Genomic DNA, 18,284 nt, shown 5'->3' with positions numbered 1-18,284 from the left:
ATGAAAACAATCGCCAGATTTTTACCCGGTGATGCCATTATTCGTCTGCAATGCATCATTATTGTGGTCGTCGCGCTGGTCTTCTCGGCCCTGCTTGGCAGCCGTTTTTTCAGCGTGGCTAACTTCCAGTCCATCAGCTCACAGCTACCGATCCTCGGCATGCTGGCGCTGGGAATGGGCATGACCATGCTGACCGGCGGCATTAACCTGTCCATTATTGCCGGGGCTAACGCCTGCTCACTGGTAATGGCGGCAATCATTGTCGCCCATCCGGATAACCCTCTGTTCCTGGTCATCGCCCTGCTGGCGGGAGCTGCCGTGGCGGTAGCCATTGGTACGCTGAACGGCGCGCTGATCGCCTGGGTCGGCGTGTCGCCGATCCTCGCCACGCTCGGCACCATGACGCTTATCTCCGGGCTGAATATTCTGCTCTCTAACGGCACGGTCATTTCCGGCTTCCCGACCGCTATTCAATACCTGGGTAACGGCACGATTGCCGGTATCCCCGTGGCGCTACTGCTCTTTTTCCTCGTGGCCATCCTGCTGTGGGTATTGCTGGAACACACCACACTTGGGCGCAGCCTGTATCTCGTCGGGTCCAACGAACAGGCAACCCGCTACAGCGGCGTGAATACGGTACGGGTACAGATCTCCGTGTACGTCATTTCGGCCCTGCTCGGCTGGGTAGCCGCCATCCTGATGATGGCGAAATTTAACTCGGCAAAAGCCGGATACGGCGAATCCTATCTGCTGGTCACCATCCTCGCCTCGGTGCTGGGTGGCATCAACCCGGATGGCGGCTTCGGGCGTATTATCGGCCTGGTGCTGGCGCTCATTGTGCTGCAAATGCTGGAAAGCGGCCTTAACTTGCTGGGGGTCAGTAGCTATCTGACGATGGCGCTGTGGGGCGCGGTGCTGATCCTCTTTATCGCATTACAGAATCGTAAAGCCTGATTCCAGGAGAAAAAATTATGGCAAGTTACTTTATTGGTGTAGATGTCGGAACCGGTAGCGCCCGTGCAGGCGTGTTTGATCTCAACGGCAGAATGGTCGGTCAGGCCAGCCGGGCGATTGAGATTTACCGTCCGCAGGCCGATTTCGTTGAGCAATCCTCAGATAACATCTGGCAGGCAGTGTGTAACGCGGTTCGTGATGCGATTAACCAGTCAGATATCAACCCGATTCAGGTGAAAGGTCTGGGCTTCGACGCCACCTGCTCGCTGGTGGTGCTCGATAAAGAAGGTAAACCGCTGACCATCAGCCCTTCCGGGCGCAGCGAGCAAAACATTATTGTGTGGATGGACCACCGCGCCATTACTCAAGCCGAGCGCATTAACGCCCTGCATCATCGAGTGCTGGACTACGTCGGCGGGATTATCTCGCCGGAAATGCAAACGCCAAAACTGCTGTGGCTGAAACAGCATATGCCCAACACCTGGGCCAATGCGGGCTACTACTTTGACCTGCCGGATTTCCTCACCTGGCGCGCGACCGGCGACGACACGCGCTCGCTGTGCTCGACGGTGTGTAAATGGACCTATATGGGTCATGAGGACAAATGGGATGCCAGCTATTTCCGCCAGATTGGGCTGGAAGACTTGCTGGAGCACGATGCCGCTAAAATTGGCCGCGACGTGAAAACGATGGGGGAACCGCTCGGTCATGGCCTTTCTGCACGGGCCGCCAGCGAAATGGGTCTGATCCCAGGGACCGCGGTCAGCGTGTCGATTATTGATGCCCACGCCGGAACGCTGGGCACCCTCGGCGCCAGCGGTGTGACCGGCGAAGTGGCTGATTTTGACCGCCGCGTCGCGCTGATTGGCGGCACGTCCACCGGTCATATGGCAATTTCTAAAGAGCCGCGCTTTATCAGCGGCGTCTGGGGTCCTTACTACTCCGCCGTCCTGCCGCAATACTGGCTCAACGAAGGCGGACAGTCGGCCACCGGCGCGTTAATCGATCACGTTATTCAGTCACACCCGTGCTACGACACGTTGCTGGCGCAGGCAAAATCACAGGGGCAGACCATTTACGAAGTGCTGAATGCGCTGCTGCGTAAAATGGCCGGCGAACCGGAAGATATCGCGTTTCTGACCCGCGATATGCACATTCTGCCCTATTTCCACGGTAACCGTTCCCCGCGCGCCAACCCTACGCTCACCGGTGCAATTACCGGCTTGAAGCTGTCCCGGACGCCGGAAGATATGGCGCTGCAGTATCTGGCGACCATTCAGGCCATTGCGCTGGGGACGCGGCATATTATCGAAACGATGAACCAAAGCGGGTATACCATCGATACCATTATGGCCAGCGGCGGCGGCACGAAAAACCCAATTTTCGTGCAGGAACATGCCAACGCCACCGGCTGTGCGATGCTGCTACCGGAAGAAAGTGAAGCCATGCTGCTGGGCAGCGCCATGATGGGAACTCTCGCCGCAGGTGTGTTCGATACCTTCCCGGAAGCGATGTCAGCGATGAGCCGCATTGGTAAAACGGTCACCCCGCAAACCAACCGTATTAAGCAGTACTACGATCGCAAATACCGGGTTTTCCACGAGATGTACCAGGACCATATGAAATACCGCCAGTTAATGCAGGAGGACGCATGAGTGATTCATGGTCCCAGGCAACCGGCGTATGGCAGCTCTACAGTGAGGCTCTGGCGGGATTGGGCCAGCATCTGACAGAGCAGACCTGGCAGTCTTTAATGACCGAACTGCGCGACTGCACAGGAAAAATTGTCGTCACTGGCGTCGGTACGTCCGGCATTGCCGCACGTAAAGTGGCGCATATGCTGGCCTGTGTCGAACGCCCGGCAATTTACCTCAATGCCACCGACGCCGCTCATGGCGACCTGGGTTTTTTACGCGCAGACGATCGGGTAATTATGTTGTCGCGCGGAGGGAATTCAGATGAGCTTACCCGACTGCTGCCGGGACTGGCTGCGAGGAACGTGCCGATAATTAGCGTGACGGAAAACCCAAACTCCGCCATCGCCAGCGCCTCACGGCTGGTGATTTCCACCGGCGTACAGCGCGAGGCCGATCCGCTGGACATGCTGGCGACCACCTCCATTATTCTGGTCCTGGCGATATTTGATGCCGCCTGCGCCTGTCTGATGAGCGAGAGTGGCTACTCTAAGGAAACGCTGTTAGCCGTGCATCCTGGCGGCGATGTGGGATTAACGCTGAGCCAGCAACACACACGTTAGCCCCCGACATTGCGCTTCCCTCCCCCCGTCACCTGCTGGCGGGGTTTTTACGTTGACCAGCAGATAAAACCACGAGAAAGGGTGATAACGCGCTGCGTTTAACTTCCATGCACGATTCCTCACGTTAAAAATTCTGTGACGGTCTCCAGCATTCCTGGCGGAAAGGATTCCATTCTTCATTTCTATGAGCAAACTTTAGCTATTCTTACCAAACATACTTTCGGGAGACTCTACAGATGATGACAACGCTTGCCCCGCCATCTGTACTTTCTGCTCCCCAGCGCCGCTGCCATGTGCTGCTGACGCTGTTCCAGCCGGGGCAAATCGCGACCACCCAGACATTTAGCGCCCTCAATGGCGTCGAAGACGATGTGGTCCGCGAGGATATCATCGGCGCGGGGATTGAAATCCAGCGTTATCATCGTCTTACTATCATTGCCACGCAGAATGGTGGCTACCAGATCGAAGGATCAGCACTCAATCAACGATTGTGCTTTCTGCACTGGCTACGACGCGGCCTGCGGCTGTGCCCGGGCTTTATCACCGGGCAGTTCACACCAGCGTTAAAAATGCAGCTCAAAAAACGCGGCATCGCCCGCACGCTGTATGACGACACCAATCTGCATGCACTCATCAACCTCTGTTCCCGGCGACTGCAAAAGCCGTTTGAATGCCGGGATGTCCAGTTTCTGCGCCTGTTTTTACAGTACAGCCTGCTGCAACATCACGCCGGACTCCACCCGGAGTTTAACCCGCTACAACAGCGCTGGGCGCAATCCTGCGCCGAGTATGCGCTCGCCGAAGAAATCGGTCGTCACTGGCAGCGCCGTGTGATGCAAAGTGCGCCACCGGGCGAGTCGCTGTTTATGGCGCTGCTGTTCTCGATGATCCGCATCCCCGATCCCATTCGCGATAACCATCAGCAGGACCGCCGCCTGCGTCTGGCCATTGCCCGACTGGTGCTACGTTTTCGCGAGAGCGGCAACGTCCGCTTCAGCGACGAACAAGGATTGAACGACCAGTTGTACGTGCATCTTGCTCAGGCGTTGAACCGTAGCGTGTTCGCGATTGGCATTGATAACACCCTGCCGGAGGAGTTCAGTCGGCTCTATCCCCGGCTGGTGCGCACCACGCGAGAAGCGCTCAAGGGATTTGAAGCGGAATACGAGGTGCATTTTTCTGAAGAAGAAGCGGGGCTGGTCGCCGTCATTTTTGGCGCATGGCTGATGCAGGAAAAAGATCTGCACGAGAAGCAAATCATTCTGCTGACGGGCAATAATGAACGACTGGAGACGCATATCGAGCAGCAATTGCGTGAGCTGACCCTGCTGCCGCTGAACGTAAAACATATGCCAATGCAGGACTTTCAGAAACAGGGCTCGCCGCGTGGCGTGGCGCTGATTATTACCCCGTACACCACGCCGCTACCGCTGTTTTCACCGCCGTTGATTCATGCGGATCTGTCGCTTACACTGCATCAGCAGCAGCAGATCCGCAAAATCCTCGAATCATAACACCGGTGATTGCGCCGTCACTTTAGGCCGCAAGACGATGGCGGGCAGCGCCACCAGCGCCATAACCCAGAATACACCGCTGCCCATATTCTGGTACAGGTAACCAGCGAACACAGTCATGATGGCAATACTGCCGCCCATCGCAATGGCGGAATAGACCGCCTGCAAACGAATCACTTCGCTGCTCTGGCGTGCGGCAATGTAGCGCATGGCCGCCAGGTGACACACGGTAAACGTACCGCAATGCAGGATCTGCACCACGATAAGCCACGGCAGTTCGGTGCTCCAGCCCATCAAACCCCAGCGCACCACGCCACACACGGCGGAGAGCAGCAACAGATCGCGGGCGCTAAAGCGGCGGAACAGCTTGTGGCTGAGTGCGAAGATAATCACTTCCGCGACCACACCCAGTGACCATAAATAGCCCACCGCTGACGCCGAATATCCGGCAGACTGCCAGTAAATAGCGCTGAAACCATAATAGGCGGCGTGCGCCCCTTGCAGCAGGCTCACGCAGGCAAGAAAGCGCCAGCTCTGCATAACCAGCTGACGCCATGCTGGCCATCCGGTACTCTCCTGCTGGCGAACTTCTCCCGCAGGCTGTACGCTCGGGCGGATCATCATACCCAGCAGCATTGACGCCAACGCCAGTGACAGCAGCACCAGGATCACCCGATAGTCATACAGGGTCACCAGCTTACCGGTCAGCGCCGAGCCAATCACAAAGGCCACAGACCCCCACAACCGCACCCGGCCATAGTCCATGGTGATTTGCTTTTGCCAGGTATTCGCCAGCGCATCCGTCAGCGGCACCAGCGGCGAGAAGAACAGGTTAAACCCGACCATCACCACCATCAGCCACGCCACGTGCGTCCCCGCCCAGAAGGCCAGCGCAAATACCAGCGTCAACAGCGCTAAAATGCGTAAAGCGGAAATCAGACGAGAGGGATCGCTCACGCGCGGCGCAATCAACAAACTGCCGAGAAAACGCGCAATCAGCCCCGCACCCAACAGCAGGCCGATGGTTTCAGGCGTCAGCCCCAACCCTTCGAGCCAGACGCTCCAGAAAGGTAAAAAAATACCGTAGCTAAAAAAGTAGGTAAAATAACCGAGCGCCAGCCAGCGCGTGGAGTGCAAAACCATGATTCCCTCCCGTTTGGAGGCGATAGTCTGGCGATAAACCCCGGCTGGCGCAAGTGAGTATTAACAGGCAGATAACATGATAATTGCCCTATTCTACGCGAATTTGCAGCGCAAAATGGCACTGTTCGCCCTGTGCTAAAAGGCGTAACCCCGGCTGGCCCGGCATGTGGTGGGCATTCACCGGATGCGTCTGCGGTTCGAGGCAAATGAACTCCTCACCCGACATTCTGAACAGCATAAGCCACGGAGTTTGCGCTAAAATCGTGAGCTTCATCACATCACGTTGAATGACCGCCTGCCCACCCCAGCCGGAATACCCCACGTTCAGCCAGGCGTCCTCGCCATACTGTGCGCGAGTGAAATCAGCCGCGGGTGGGATATCGTGCTGCCAGGGTAACGGCAGGTGTTGCTCCCCCTCCGGCCAGTAGCCGCTGGCCGAAAACTGCGCCGTACTGCGCGCATCAAAGGCAAAAAACGGATGGAAGCCACAGCCGTACAACATCGGTCGTTCACCGCTGTGGGTGAGGGTCAACGAGGCATGCAGGCTGGTCGCTTCCAGTTGATAGCACAGCTACGCCGTATAGTCGTAACCGCACGGATGCCAGCCGCGTAAGCGCAGCAAACAGCCGCTTTGAGTCGCATTAACCACGTCCCAGCGCCGCAGCCAGCCGTCACCGTGTAAGAAGAATTTATCGTCCGCCTCATGCTGCGGCAAAACCACCTCTTCCCCCCGCAGCAGAAAGCGATTACCTGCCACCCGGTTAGCCAGCGGTAACATGGGGAACATTGCGCCCGCCGGGTTTTCATGAAGTACCGGCGACTGATGAGAGCGAAAGATAAGCCGCTCCACCTTTGCGCCTTGCGCATCAATTTCAGCCTCAAGCGCCGCATTCTGTAATCGTATTCACGTCATTGCTACGTCTCGTGAGTGCCGGACGGTTTCCCGCCCGGCAGCCAGGTTAGTCAAAGAGACCGCTTACCAACGCATGGCTTATCAGCAGCGCTTTATCATGGGCCGGGTTCAGCGTCAGCAGTAGCGTCAAGGCATTCTGACAGGCATAACGCTTGCCCAGTCCAAGGTAGCCCTGGAAATGGGCATCTGCCTGCTGATGCTCACCGCTCTTCCTCATCGCTATTCCTTACCAGAACAGATAGTCAGCGGGCTGATCGTTGTAGTAACGTCCCGCGCTCAGGCCGGAGTCCCCCTGCTGTTTTTGCAGGTAATCCAGTTCAAACAGGAAACGCGCATTTTCCGGCTCCAGCGCCACCGCTTGTTGTAAATACTGGCTCGCCAGTTGGGCATTATGCTGTTTATTCCAGGCGTAAATCCCCAGCAGGCGGTGTGCCGGCGCAAAATCTGGCTAAAGTACCAGCGTCTGCTGCCAGCAGGCGATAGCCTCATCATACCGACGCTTGCTGTACCAGAAGCAGCCAAGCAAATAACAAGCAAAAGCATCCTGTTGCAGAGATTGCAACATCACTACTTCGTCGAGGGTGTTAGGGAAACGCACACGGTTGGCAAAACAGCGCTGCGCACTTTGCAGATAAGACGGCGAATTGTTGCTAAGTAATGCTGAAAATGATGTTCCATGTCCGGGTGACAAACGCAATAACATCGCGGGTATGGTGAAACAAATTATTGGATAGCTGGCTGATTAAAAAGGCCGTTTGTTCAGCACTGAGTTTGCTGTCCGAGCCGCCATTTTCGGGTTTCAGCTTCCCTTTGTTCAGAAATTCGCTGATATGGTGGTCAACGGTTGTCTGATGCAGGCGCAAAGCCTGAGCGATCATGGCCGAACTCCAGCCTTCGGAAGCCAGAAGAATGGCTTTAATACGATCACAAACACGCTTATCACGACTGGAATCATGAAGGCGCTCAAGTTCAGCTTTTTGTTGGTCAGTGATGAATATTTTCATGGTGGACAGCATGATCTCCTGTTGCTGAAAAATCAAGCATCTTCAATGATCACGGGTATATATTAATAACAGTAAACACCAGCGTAATTTCTGGCATAAATAAAATCCGAAAAAGGGCTCACAACAAATACACAGAAAGCACATATGTAATACTATCCCCTCAAAAATTAATATTATTTTGTATAATCTAAATAAACATTAATCATCTATTCATTTATATTTTACATGGAAGAGTGAGGTACTTTGATGAACAAAATTGCAAAATCGATAGCGGTCAGTCTGCTGGCGCTTTCAGCAGGAAGTGCATGGGCAACGGACGGTACTATTGAATTTACGGGTGAGATTTTAACCGGCACCTGTGAATTCGCCAATGGCGATACTATCAACGTAGAACTGGGCCACTACGCCGCCGCGCAGTTTAAAACCGTCGGCGATCGTTCTCCAGCCATTCCGGTTGATATTCCACTAAAGAACTGCCCAACCGCAGAATGGTTGCACGTTGACGGTACAACGGACAACTCGTTCCAACTGTGGCTGGAAACCCGCGCTGGCGGCACCGTGGCCGACCACGACGATCTGGTCGCCGTAAGCAGCATAGATACCGCCGCGACGGGTGTCGGTATCCGTATTGACAGAGCCAGCGACGGCACGCAGATGTCGCTCAATAAGCTCACCACCCCCGAAGTCAGTTTTACTCCTGAAACTGACGGCACCACAACCGTGGGGCTGCAAGCCTACTACGTATCCACCATCGACTCAGCGCAGATCACTCCAGGGGAAGCCAACGCCACTGTTGATGTCACCATCGACTATCGCTAATCCTCATTCACCGTCTCTTTCCCTCTTTTCATAGGCAGGGAAAGAGATACTTTCTAACGCCAGGTTAAGGATAACTGCGATGAAAAAAAACACCTTGCTCATTTTGACACTACTGCTGAGCAGTTGGATTAGCCAGTGCATCGCCGGTGGCATTGTGCTGGAGAGAACCCGCGTCATCTACGATGCCGGGAAAAAAGAGGCAGCATTGCCGGTGGCAAATCGCAGCGAGAACCTGCCCTATTTATTGCAGTCATGGGTCGATAATGTGCAGGGAACGGCGCGCGGTCAGTTTATTATTACACCACCACTTTTTCGTCTGGACGCAGGTAGTGACTCATCATTAAGAATAATTAAATCATCTGGTAATATTGCCAATAATAAAGAGTCGCTTTTCTTTATTAACGTTCGCGCCATTCCCGCCAAAAGTCAATCTGACGATGAGAATAATACGCTGACGTTGGTCTTTAAAACACGAATCAAACTATTTTATCGCCCGGAAAATTTAGTCGGCAAGCCGTACGATGCTTATAAATCTCTCGAATATAAATATGAAAACAATGAGTTGAATATATATAACCCATCCGCTTATCACGTCGTATTCGCCGGTCTTGCGCTAGGGAAAACCGATCTCACCAATAAAATCGACTATATCGCTCCCGGCGAACATAAACGGCTGGCGGTCTCCGCTGCCGCAGGGAAAACCGTACAGTGGGCCGCCATCAACGACTACGGCGGTACCACCAAAACGGAAACCCGGACGCTGCAATAAGCCGCGCTTCACAATGATAGCTTTCAGGGAATGACAAGCAATATGGTGCTAAGAACGCCGCATTTATCAACCATGAAGCCGCTCGCATTCTGGCTGCATTGCGCAATCGTCAGCGGATGCCTGACATCGGTTCATGCCTGGGCCGGTGACTTCTACTTTGACCCAACCCTACTGGAAACAGAGAAAAGCGGTCAACAGGCAGTGGATCTGACAGTATTTTCTCAGAATGACGCTCAACTCCCTGGCGATTATATCGTTGATATTTATATTAATAAAAAGAAAACCACCCAGCGTAAGTTACCGTTTATCGCGGGTAAAGACCACCAGCTAATTCCTCAGTTTACCCTCGGGCAACTGCGTGAACTGGGCTTTAAAATCGACGATTATCCGCAACTGGCGGAGCAAGACAACGGCACGATAATTGCCAATCTGGCGCAGGCGATTCCCGGCAGTGTCTCGCAGTTTGATATCAACCATAGTCGGCTAAATCTCAGCGTACCGCAGATTGCCCTTTATCGAGACGCCCGAGGCTATGTTGATCCTGCGCGCTGGGACGACGGGATGCCGGTTCTGTTCACCAACTACAACTTTAGCGGTTCGCAAAACCAGTACGACAACGACAGTAACCAACGCCAGTACCTGAATATGCAAAATGGCGCCAACATCGGCCCCTGGCGACTGCGCAACTACTCAACCTGGACGCACAGTGATAACGACACGCATTGGGATAGCATTAATAGCTGGCTGCAGCGGGATATCAAAAGCCTGAAATCGCAGTTGGTGATCGGCGAAAGCGCAACAGAAGGCACGGTATTCACCAGCTATCAGTTTACCGGTATGCGGCTGTACTCCGATGAAACCATGTTGCCGAACAGCCAGCGCGGCTTTGCGCCGACCATTCGCGGCATCGCCAACTCCAGCGCCATCGTCACGGTACAACAAAACGGCTACACGTTGTACCAAAGCGCTGTTCCAGCCGGCGCTTTTGAAATCAACGACCTCTACCCTTCTTCGTTCAGCGGCGATTTAGACATCACGATCGAAGAGGCCGACGGCAGCGTGCGACACTTCGTCCAGCCGTTCTCCGCGCTGCCGCAGATGCAAAGACCAGGCTATCTAAAATACAGCGTCACCACCGGGCGCTTTCGCGCCGCCAGTGCACAGGACAGCAACGAACCGGAATTCCTTGAAAGCACCGCCAGTTATGGTCTGAACAATTTTTTAACGCTCTACAGTGGCCTCAACGCCTCGCAAGACTATCGCGCACTGGCGCTGGGGCTCGGCTCTACGTTGGGTATGCTGGGGGCCGTATCAATGGACGTCAGCCGCGCGGATACCGAACTTAATAACGATGAAAATTATCACGGCTACAGCTGGCGTACTCAGTACATCAAAGAGATACCAGAAAGCGGTACCAGCGTATCGCTAAGCTACTACCGCTACACCAGCAGCGGCTTTTTCAACTTCTCCGATGCCAACCAGAAGGATATCAGCGCCGACGACCGCCTGCGCAACGAAGCCCAGTTCAGCATTAACCAGTCGCTATTAGCCGGCATCAGCTTCTACGCCTCCGGCTCACAGCAGGAGTACTGGGATCGCGGACGGCAGGATAAAAATCTGTCCATTGGCCTGAACGGCAATCTGTGGGGCGTGAGCTATAACCTCAGCGGTCAGTTTACCGATTCGCAGGATCGGGATGACGATCGCACGCTGTCGCTCAGCCTGAGCGTGCCGCTTGATCGCTGGCTGTCGCACGCCCAGGCAACCTGGCGCACCACCGACCAGCGCAATCGCGCCACCCAGCACGAGGTGGGTATTAACGGCTCGCTGTTGGAAGATAATCGACTGAGCTACAACCTGAAGCAGCGGCAGAGCCAGGGCGACGATGCAGACAGCAGCAGCCTGTACGGCAGCTACCGTTCCGCCTACGGCACCGTGAATGCGGGCTATGACTACAGCAGCGATAACCGTCAACTAAGCTACGGTCTGTCCGGCGGTGTCGTCGCCCATCGCCATGGCGTGACGCTGTCGCAGCCGCTGGGCAATGCCTTTGCGCTGATTGACGCCAACGGCGCGGCCGGGATCCGGGTGAAAAACTATCCCGGTATCGCCACCGACTATTTTGGCTATGCCGTTATCCCTTACCTGACAGCGTATCAGGAAAACGCCATCGCTCTCGACACCACGCAAATGCCAGATAACGTCGATGTCACCGAAACCGTACGCACCGTGGTGCCTAACCGGGGTGCCGCCGTTACAGCGCATTTTATCGCCCAAACCGGCTACCGCGTGCTGCTGAAGCTTACCGACGCCCGCGGGAAAGCGCTGCCCTTTGGCGCCGTGGCCAGCAGTCAGGCGCAGCAAAGTATCGTCGATGAAGGCGGCGTGCTGTACATCACCGGAGTGAACAGCCAGCCGCAGAACTGGTCCGTTCGCTGGGGCAACCAGCCGGATCAACAGTGCCAATTCACCTTCAGCCTGCCGGAAAATACCGATAGCAGCGCCGCCATACAGAATGGGAGTGCACTATGTCAATAAGGAAGCAGTCGATGAAAAACAGGATGCCAACCACCATTATTGCCATGCTACTGGCGCTATTGACGACCCCGGCCTACGCGATCTCCGGAGCTTGCTCCGCAAAAGGCAGTTATAGCGCAAATGTAACCAAAGACTGGACACAAGCAGAGAACGTCGCCGATACGACGCAGGAATTGCCAACACCACTCACGGGAAGCGCCTATCAAATAGATTGCAGTTGTGATGCAGGGACAAGAGTGGGCCTGTTCTACACGGTCAACAGCGCGCTATCGCAAAAAGGTAAACTCAACAACTATTACCGGCTCAATGATAATCTGGATATAAAAACCGAAGTTGACGATATTCCCGGCGCAACAGCCGTCACGCCACTGAACACGAAACCCATCCAGGAAAGTGGCTCTTACAGCCCCAGCAGCAGCAAAGGCAGTGTGTGTACGGCGGATCCGACTGACATTCGCGCCGCCCCCGTGACGATCGGCGCGAATACCCGTTTTACGTTGTACGTCACCAAATCCTTTCTGGGGGAACTGGTGATCCCGGACACAGTGGTCGCAGCGGTTCAGGCCGGATGGAGTACGACGTCTAGCTTTCAGTCGATGAGTATTATGGAGGATATCGCTGAACTGCATATCCAGGGGAGCATTACCGTGCCTCAGGACTGTAAAATCAACCAGGGCGACAAGATTCATGTCGATCTCGGTTTTATCAATGCCCAACGCTTCACCACCAAAAACATGATGCCGGACGGCTATACGCCGGTCAGTTTTGACATCCGCTATGACTGTGGCGATACCTCAGATATCAAAAATGACATGGAAATAAGAATTGATGGCGACGATGTGGTTAATCAATACACGTTAGTCGCCCGCCGCCGGGAGGGCGATAACGTCCCTGACATCGGTGTGAGAATGGCCCGTATCGATGGCGGCAGCAGTAATATCGATATCCCGTTCACAAATGGGTTGATCAGTATCGATGCTTCCGGTCGGGGTGCCGTCAACCTGAAAGCCTGGCCGGTTAATCTGCTCGGCGGAACACCCGCACCAGGAAAATTTAGCGGTACCGCGACCATCACCGTTGTTGTGAAGTAGCATCTCAAACCATCGGCTGGCGCTGCGCCAGCTCGATAAAATCTCGCAGGGCGGGCTTCAGTTCGCCCTTTTTCCATGCCATCAGCAACGCGATGGTCGGTACATCACCGGCAATAGGGCGAAAAACCACCTGGCCGGTATTAAAATTATTCATATAACCGGGTATCAAAGTCACCCCCAACCCCATACCAACCAGGTTCATAGTCACCAGAATATTGGTGGCGACCTGCACAATATTGGGTTGGCTTTCCTGCTGTTGAAACCACGCTCTGACAATCTTCGCCAACGCGCCGGAATAGGCCGGATCGGTACTGACAAAGTTCACGCCGTTCAGCTGCTGGGCTGAAATCGTTTTCTCGCTGGCTAACGGGTGGTTAACCGGCAGTACCACGACCAGCGGCTCATGAATCAGTTCCAGATAGTCGAGTTCCGAGCTGTAAATCGGATGGCGCATTAAGCCAACATCCAGCTCGCCGCGCAGAATTTTCTCTTCCTGCTCAGTGGTTATCAGGCTCACCAGTTCAATATGTGTGTCCGGTTGTTTTAAACGAAACAGCGGCAGCACCTTCGGCAGCAGATTCACCTCCGCGGAAGGGACAAACCCAATCGAGAAATGACAGTCTTCCTGCACCGCCTTACGGGCGCGAATTTTGGCATTTTCTGCCTGTTCAAGGATCGCCAGCGCATCCTGCAAAAAGCATTCCCCTGCTGCAGTCAGCGCGACTTTGCGTTTATCCCGCACCAGCAGCGTCACCCCGATGCAGGCTTCCAGATCGCGGATCTGGCTGCTTAACGACGGCTGAGAGGTATGCAACTTCTCTGCCGCACGGGTGAAATTCAGCGCCTGCGCCACCGCGACGAAATAGCGTAAGTGCCTCAGTTCCATACCCTGCTCCTTGTTATCGAAAAAACGTCTCAGCTGGTAGATATTTACTATTTCACAGATTGATAACTAACCAGCAACATCCTTGAGGTACAAAAAAAGAAGGTCAATACATCTTAGCTTTCGGGATTAAAAAATATGACCACACCCTCAAATTTAGACATCTACTCACTGATCGACACGCAAAATGGTCGCGTAACCCCACGGATTTATACCGACCCTGACATTTACCAACTGGAACTGGAACGCATCTTCGGACGCTGCTGGCTGTTTCTCGCTCATGAAAGTCAGATCCCGAAGCCGGGTGACTTTTTCAATACCTGGATGGGCGAGGATGCGGTGGTGGTCGTGCGACAAAAAGACGGCAGCATCAAAGCCTTTCTCAATCAGTGCCGACACCGCGCCATGCGTGTCAGCTACGCTGACTGCGGCAATACCCGCGCTTTTACCTGTCCGTACCACGGTTGGTCTTACGGCATTAACGGCGAGCTGATTGACGTGCCGCTGGAGCCACGCGCCTACCCGCAAGGTCTGTGCAAGTCCCATTGGGGGCTGAACGAAGTGCCCGGCGTCGAGAGCTACAAGGGGCTAATCTTCGGCAACTGGGACACCACCGCGCCTGCGCTGCGTGATTATCTCGGCGACATCGCCTGGTACCTGGACGGCGTGCTGGATCGCCGCGAAGGCGGCACTGAAATCGTTGGCGGCGTACAGAAATGGGTGATCGACTGCAACTGGAAATTCCCCGCTGAGCAGTTCGCCAGCGACCAGTATCACGCGTTGTTCAGCCACGCTTCTGCCGTGCAGGTGCTCGGCGCCAAAGATGACGGCAGCGACAAACGCCTCGGCGACGGGCAAACCGCACGTCCGGTGTGGGAAACCGCCAAAGATGCACTGCAGTTCGGTCAGGATGGGCACGGCAGCGGATTTTTCTTTACTGAAAATCCCGATGCCAACGTCTGGGTCGACGGCGACGTCTCCAGCTACTATCGCGACACCTACGCCGAAGCCGAGCAGCGACTGGGCAAGGTTCGCGCCCTGCGTCTGGCAGGTCATAACAACATTTTCCCGACGCTGTCCTGGCTCAACGGTACCGCCACGCTGCGTATCTGGCACCCTCGCGGGCCGGACCAGGTTGAAGTATGGGCGTTCTGTATCGCGGACAAAGCCGCTTCCGATGAGGTTAAAGCGGCCTTTGAAAACAGCGCCACGCGCGCCTTCGGCCCGGCCGGTTTTCTTGAACAAGATGATTCAGAAAACTGGTGCGAGATCCAGAAGCTGCTCAAAGGCCACCGCGCGCGGAACAGCCAGCTGTGTCTGGAAATGGGCTTAGGTCAGGAAAAACGTCGTGAAGACGGCATTCCGGGGATCACCAACTACATCTTCTCGGAAACCGCCGCACGCGGCATGTACCAGCGTTGGGCCGATTTGCTAAGCAGCGAAAGCTGGCAGGAAGTGCAGGAAAAAACCACCGCTTACCAGCAGGAGGTAATGAAATGAGCGCGTTAGTTTCTCTGGAACTGCATCATCGCATTACCCAGTTTCTCTACCACGAAGCCAGCTTGCTGGATGACTGGAAGTTTCGCGACTGGCTGGCGCAGCTTGACGACGAGATCCGTTACACCATGCGTACGACGGTGAATGCCCAGACTCGCGACCGCCGCAAAGGGGTGCAGCCGCCGACCACCTGGATTTTCAACGACAACAAAGATCAGCTCGAGCGCCGCATTGCACGTCTGGAAACCGGCATGGCCTGGGCGGAAGAGCCGCCGTCGCGCACCCGGCATCTGATCACTAACTGTCAGGTCAGTGAAACCGACGTTCCCGATGTGTTTCGCGTCCGGCTGAACTACCTGCTGTCTCGCGCGCAAAAAGAGCGGGATGAAACCTTATACGTTGGCATGCGCGTAGACAAAGTACGCCGCTTGCCGGGCGATGAGTGGCGTTTACTGGAGCGTGAGATCGTGCTGGATCAGGCGGTGATCTCCTCCCATAACCTGAGTGTACTGTTCTGATGAATCGTGTATTTGCCTGCCCCGTAGGGGATTTGCCGGAGGGTGAAGCGCTGCGGCTCGACACCTCGCCGGTCATCGCGTTGTTTAACGTTGGCGGTGCGTTTTATGCCATTAACGACCGCTGCAGCCACGGTAATGCCTCGATGTCGGAAGGGTATCTGGAAGACGATGCCACCGTGGAGTGCCCACTGCACGCCGCCAGTTTCTGCCTGAAAACCGGCAAAGCGCTGTGCCTGCCCGCCACCGATCCGCTGACCACTTATGCGGTGCACGTGGAAGGCGGCGAGGTATTTATTGATATGCCTGAGGGGGCCTGATGAGCGATTTACGCGATAACGTCGTCTTTATTACCGGCGGCGGTTCCGGTCTTGGCCTGGCGCTGGTCGAGCGCTTTATTGAAGAAGGTGCGCGGGTCGCAACGCTGGAGCTCTCCGCCGCCAAAGTCGCCTACCTGCGCCAGCGTTTTGGTGAGCATGTGCTGGCGGTGGAGGGGAATGTCACCTGCTACGACGACTATCAGCACGCGGTGGATAACATTCTCACGCGGTACGGTACGCTCGATTGCTTTATCGGCAACGCAGGGATATGGGATCATAACGCCTCGCTGGTGAACACCTCAGCCGAGGCGCTGGAGACCGGTTTTCACGAGTTATTCAATGTCAACGTGCTGGGTTATCTGTTGGGGGCCAAAGCCTGCGCCCCCGCGCTTATCGCCAGCGAAGGCAGCATCATTTTTACCCTGTCCAACGCGGCATGGTACCCCAGCGGCGGCGGTCCGCTGTATACCGCCAGCAAGCATGCAGCAACCGGTCTGATTCGCCAGTTAGCCTACGAGCTGGCACCCAAAGTTCGCGTCAACGGCGTGGGGCCATGCGGTATGGCGACCGACCTGCGCGGCCCGCAGGCGCTGGGTCAGAGCGATACATCGATTATGCAGTCGCTAACGCCGGAAAAAATTGCCGCCATTTTGCCGCTGCAGTTTTTCCCGGAGCCGGAAGATTTTACCGGCCCGTATGTGATGCTGGCGTCACGGCGCAATAACCGCACGCTAAGCGGCGTGATGATCAATGCCGACGCCGGGCTGGGCATTCGTGGTATTCGTCACGTTGCCGCCGGACTGGATCTCTGAGGAGGCATTATGTACCACAATAGCATCGCCATTGTCGGCGGCGGACAGGCCGCGGCAATGGCGGCAGCCGCACTGCGTCAACAGGGGTTTGACGGCGAGATCCATCTGTTTTCCGATGAACCGCATCTGCCCTACGAACGCCCTCCACTTTCCAAAACCATGCTGTTGGACGACGCGCCGCAGCTGCAGCCGGTGCTGAACGCAGACTGGTGGCGGGATAATAATGTTCAGCTGCATCTGGGCGTCACCGTTCAAACGCTCGGGCGAGAAACGCAAACGCTGGTACTGGCTGACGGACAGACCTACCCGTGGGATCAATTACTGATTGCCACAGGTGCAGCGGCACGCCCGTTCCCATTACTGGATATGCTCGGTGACCGCAGCTTCACGCTGCGCCACGCCGGAGATGCAGCGCGTCTGCGAGACGCGCTCAGCCCCGGGCAGTCGATCGCCATTGTTGGAGCCGGAACCATCGGACTTGAGCTGGCTGCCAGCGCTACGCAGCGCGGTTGTCAGGTCACCGTCATTGAACTGGCTGCCACGGTGATGGGCCGCAACGCGCCACCGCCGATACAACGTTATCTGACCGCCCGCCACCAGCAGGCTGGCGTACATTTGCTGCTGAATAATGCGATTGAACAGGTGGCGGGCGGGGAACGCATCGCCCTCACGCTGCAACGTGGCGAACAGCTTCAGGTTAATAGCGTGATCTACGGTATCGGGATTGTCGCCAACGACGGGCTTGCCCGTGATGCGGGTCTTGATGTGGCAAACGGCATTATCATCGATGCGTCGTGCAGAACCGTCGATCCGAACATTTTTGCCGCCGGAGATGTGGCAGTACAGCGTTCGCCAGACGGTACGCTGCAACGTTGCGAAAGCTGGGAAAACGCCAATAATCAGGCGCAAACTGCCGCGGCAGCCATGCTGGGGCTGACACTCCCGACGCTACCTCCGCCCTGGTTCTGGACCGATCAGTTCAGCGACAACCTGCAGTTTATTGGCGATATGCGCGGTGATAGCTGGGTCGTGCGCGGCAGTCCAGATGACGGCAAGGCTATCTGGTTTAACCTTCAAAACGAGGTGATAGTCGGCGCAGTAACGCTCAACCAGGGACGAGAAATGCGGCAGCTGCGCAAATGGATTCAGGCAAAGAAAAAGCCGCTGTTAGCGGCTTTACTTGATGAGTCGGTGACGCTTAAGTCGATATAACTGCCGGATGGCACTGCGTTTATCCGGCCTACAAGTTACTCAT

15 protein-coding genes and 3 pseudogenes are annotated in these 18,284 nt (G+C 55.5%); 13 read left to right on the top strand and 5 right to left on the bottom strand.

What is annotated here, in order from left to right; genetic code table 11:
* The 4 genes from FDW98_RS20645 (at window position 1) to csiE (ending at window position 4,725) form a co-directional block, all read left to right on the top strand.
* Window positions 1–954, top strand: coding sequence for an ABC transporter permease (locus FDW98_RS20645; protein WP_096756157.1), 954 nt, complete (start codon window positions 1–3; stop codon window positions 952–954).
* Between the two features lie 17 nt (window positions 955–971).
* Window positions 972–2,609: an FGGY-family carbohydrate kinase gene (locus FDW98_RS20640; RefSeq protein ID WP_096756156.1), complete on the top strand. Its 1,638-nt coding sequence runs from the start codon at window positions 972–974 to the stop codon at window positions 2,607–2,609.
* Window positions 2,606–3,211, top strand: a complete 606-nt coding sequence (locus FDW98_RS20635) for an SIS domain-containing protein (RefSeq protein WP_096756155.1) — start codon at window positions 2,606–2,608, stop codon at window positions 3,209–3,211. Before FDW98_RS20640 ends, FDW98_RS20635 begins: the two co-directional genes overlap by 4 nt.
* Before the next feature lie 236 nt (window positions 3,212–3,447).
* On the top strand, window positions 3,448–4,725 hold the full coding sequence (csiE, locus tag FDW98_RS20630; RefSeq protein ID WP_096756154.1) for a stationary phase inducible protein CsiE: 1,278 nt from the start codon (window positions 3,448–3,450) through the stop codon (window positions 4,723–4,725).
* On the opposite strand, the gene FDW98_RS20625 is transcribed toward csiE, so the two are convergent.
* From FDW98_RS20625 to FDW98_RS20610, 4 genes and pseudogenes are all read right to left on the bottom strand, one after another.
* Window positions 4,720–5,868 (bottom strand): 3-phenylpropionate MFS transporter, encoded by a 1,149-nt coding sequence (locus tag FDW98_RS20625; RefSeq protein WP_096756153.1) that lies wholly within the window; start codon window positions 5,866–5,868, stop codon window positions 4,720–4,722. The genes csiE and FDW98_RS20625 overlap by 6 nt on opposite strands.
* An 88-nt stretch (window positions 5,869–5,956) precedes the next feature.
* Window positions 5,957–6,772, bottom strand: a pseudogene (locus tag FDW98_RS20620) (aldose 1-epimerase).
* Window positions 6,773–6,827: 55 nt separating this feature from the next.
* A pseudogene (locus FDW98_RS20615) lies at window positions 6,828–7,433 on the bottom strand (tetratricopeptide repeat protein); the annotation flags it as partial.
* A 4-nt stretch (window positions 7,434–7,437) separates the two neighbouring features.
* Window positions 7,438–7,797, bottom strand: a pseudogene (locus tag FDW98_RS20610) (transposase); the annotation flags it as partial.
* Between the two features lie 234 nt (window positions 7,798–8,031).
* Here FDW98_RS20610 and FDW98_RS20605 point away from each other — a divergent pair.
* From FDW98_RS20605 to FDW98_RS20590, 4 genes are all read left to right on the top strand, one after another.
* On the top strand, window positions 8,032–8,604 hold the full coding sequence (locus tag FDW98_RS20605) for a fimbrial protein (RefSeq protein WP_096756152.1): 573 nt from the start codon (window positions 8,032–8,034) through the stop codon (window positions 8,602–8,604).
* Window positions 8,605–8,683: 79 nt separating this feature from the next.
* Complete coding sequence (locus FDW98_RS20600) at window positions 8,684–9,373, top strand: molecular chaperone (RefSeq protein WP_096756151.1); 690 nt, start codon at window positions 8,684–8,686, stop codon at window positions 9,371–9,373.
* A gap of 42 nt (window positions 9,374–9,415) precedes the next feature.
* Window positions 9,416–11,911: a fimbria/pilus outer membrane usher protein gene (locus FDW98_RS20595; protein WP_096756150.1), complete on the top strand. Its 2,496-nt coding sequence runs from the start codon at window positions 9,416–9,418 to the stop codon at window positions 11,909–11,911.
* Window positions 11,912–11,922: 11 nt separating this feature from the next.
* Complete coding sequence (locus tag FDW98_RS20590; RefSeq protein WP_226794610.1) at window positions 11,923–13,002, top strand: fimbrial protein; 1,080 nt, start codon at window positions 11,923–11,925, stop codon at window positions 13,000–13,002.
* Between the two features lie 4 nt (window positions 13,003–13,006).
* Here FDW98_RS20590 and hcaR read toward each other — a convergent pair whose 3' ends face one another.
* Window positions 13,007–13,888 (bottom strand): DNA-binding transcriptional regulator HcaR, encoded by an 882-nt coding sequence (gene hcaR / locus FDW98_RS20585; protein ID WP_096756148.1) that lies wholly within the window; start codon window positions 13,886–13,888, stop codon window positions 13,007–13,009.
* A gap of 135 nt (window positions 13,889–14,023) precedes the next feature.
* Between hcaR and hcaE the strand changes: the two genes are divergently transcribed.
* From hcaE to hcaD, 5 genes are read left to right on the top strand one after another with little or no spacing between them, the layout of a single operon-like run.
* The gene (gene hcaE, locus FDW98_RS20580; RefSeq protein ID WP_096756147.1) at window positions 14,024–15,385 is read left to right on the top strand and encodes a 3-phenylpropionate/cinnamic acid dioxygenase subunit alpha; all 1,362 of its coding nucleotides are present in this window, start codon (window positions 14,024–14,026) and stop codon (window positions 15,383–15,385) included.
* The gene (hcaF, locus tag FDW98_RS20575) at window positions 15,382–15,900 is read left to right on the top strand and encodes a 3-phenylpropionate/cinnamic acid dioxygenase subunit beta (RefSeq protein WP_096756146.1); all 519 of its coding nucleotides are present in this window, start codon (window positions 15,382–15,384) and stop codon (window positions 15,898–15,900) included. The genes hcaE and hcaF overlap by 4 nt, the downstream gene beginning before the upstream one ends.
* Entirely contained in the window at window positions 15,900–16,217 is a 318-nt protein-coding gene (gene hcaC, locus FDW98_RS20570; protein ID WP_096756145.1) for a 3-phenylpropionate/cinnamic acid dioxygenase ferredoxin subunit, read from the top strand. Before hcaF ends, hcaC begins: the two co-directional genes overlap by 1 nt.
* The gene (gene hcaB / locus FDW98_RS20565; RefSeq protein ID WP_096756144.1) at window positions 16,217–17,029 is read left to right on the top strand and encodes a 3-phenylpropionate-dihydrodiol/cinnamic acid-dihydrodiol dehydrogenase; all 813 of its coding nucleotides are present in this window, start codon (window positions 16,217–16,219) and stop codon (window positions 17,027–17,029) included. Before hcaC ends, hcaB begins: the two co-directional genes overlap by 1 nt.
* Before the next feature lie 9 nt (window positions 17,030–17,038).
* Window positions 17,039–18,241: a phenylpropionate dioxygenase ferredoxin reductase subunit gene (hcaD, locus tag FDW98_RS20560; RefSeq protein ID WP_096756143.1), complete on the top strand. Its 1,203-nt coding sequence runs from the start codon at window positions 17,039–17,041 to the stop codon at window positions 18,239–18,241.
* Window positions 18,242–18,284 lie beyond the last annotated feature (43 nt).

The organism is Citrobacter sp. wls711, from assembly GCF_005281055.1.
GTDB classification, from domain to species: Bacteria; Pseudomonadota; Gammaproteobacteria; order Enterobacterales; family Enterobacteriaceae; genus Citrobacter; species Citrobacter gillenii.
This window is presented reverse-complemented; position numbering and strand designations above follow the sequence as displayed.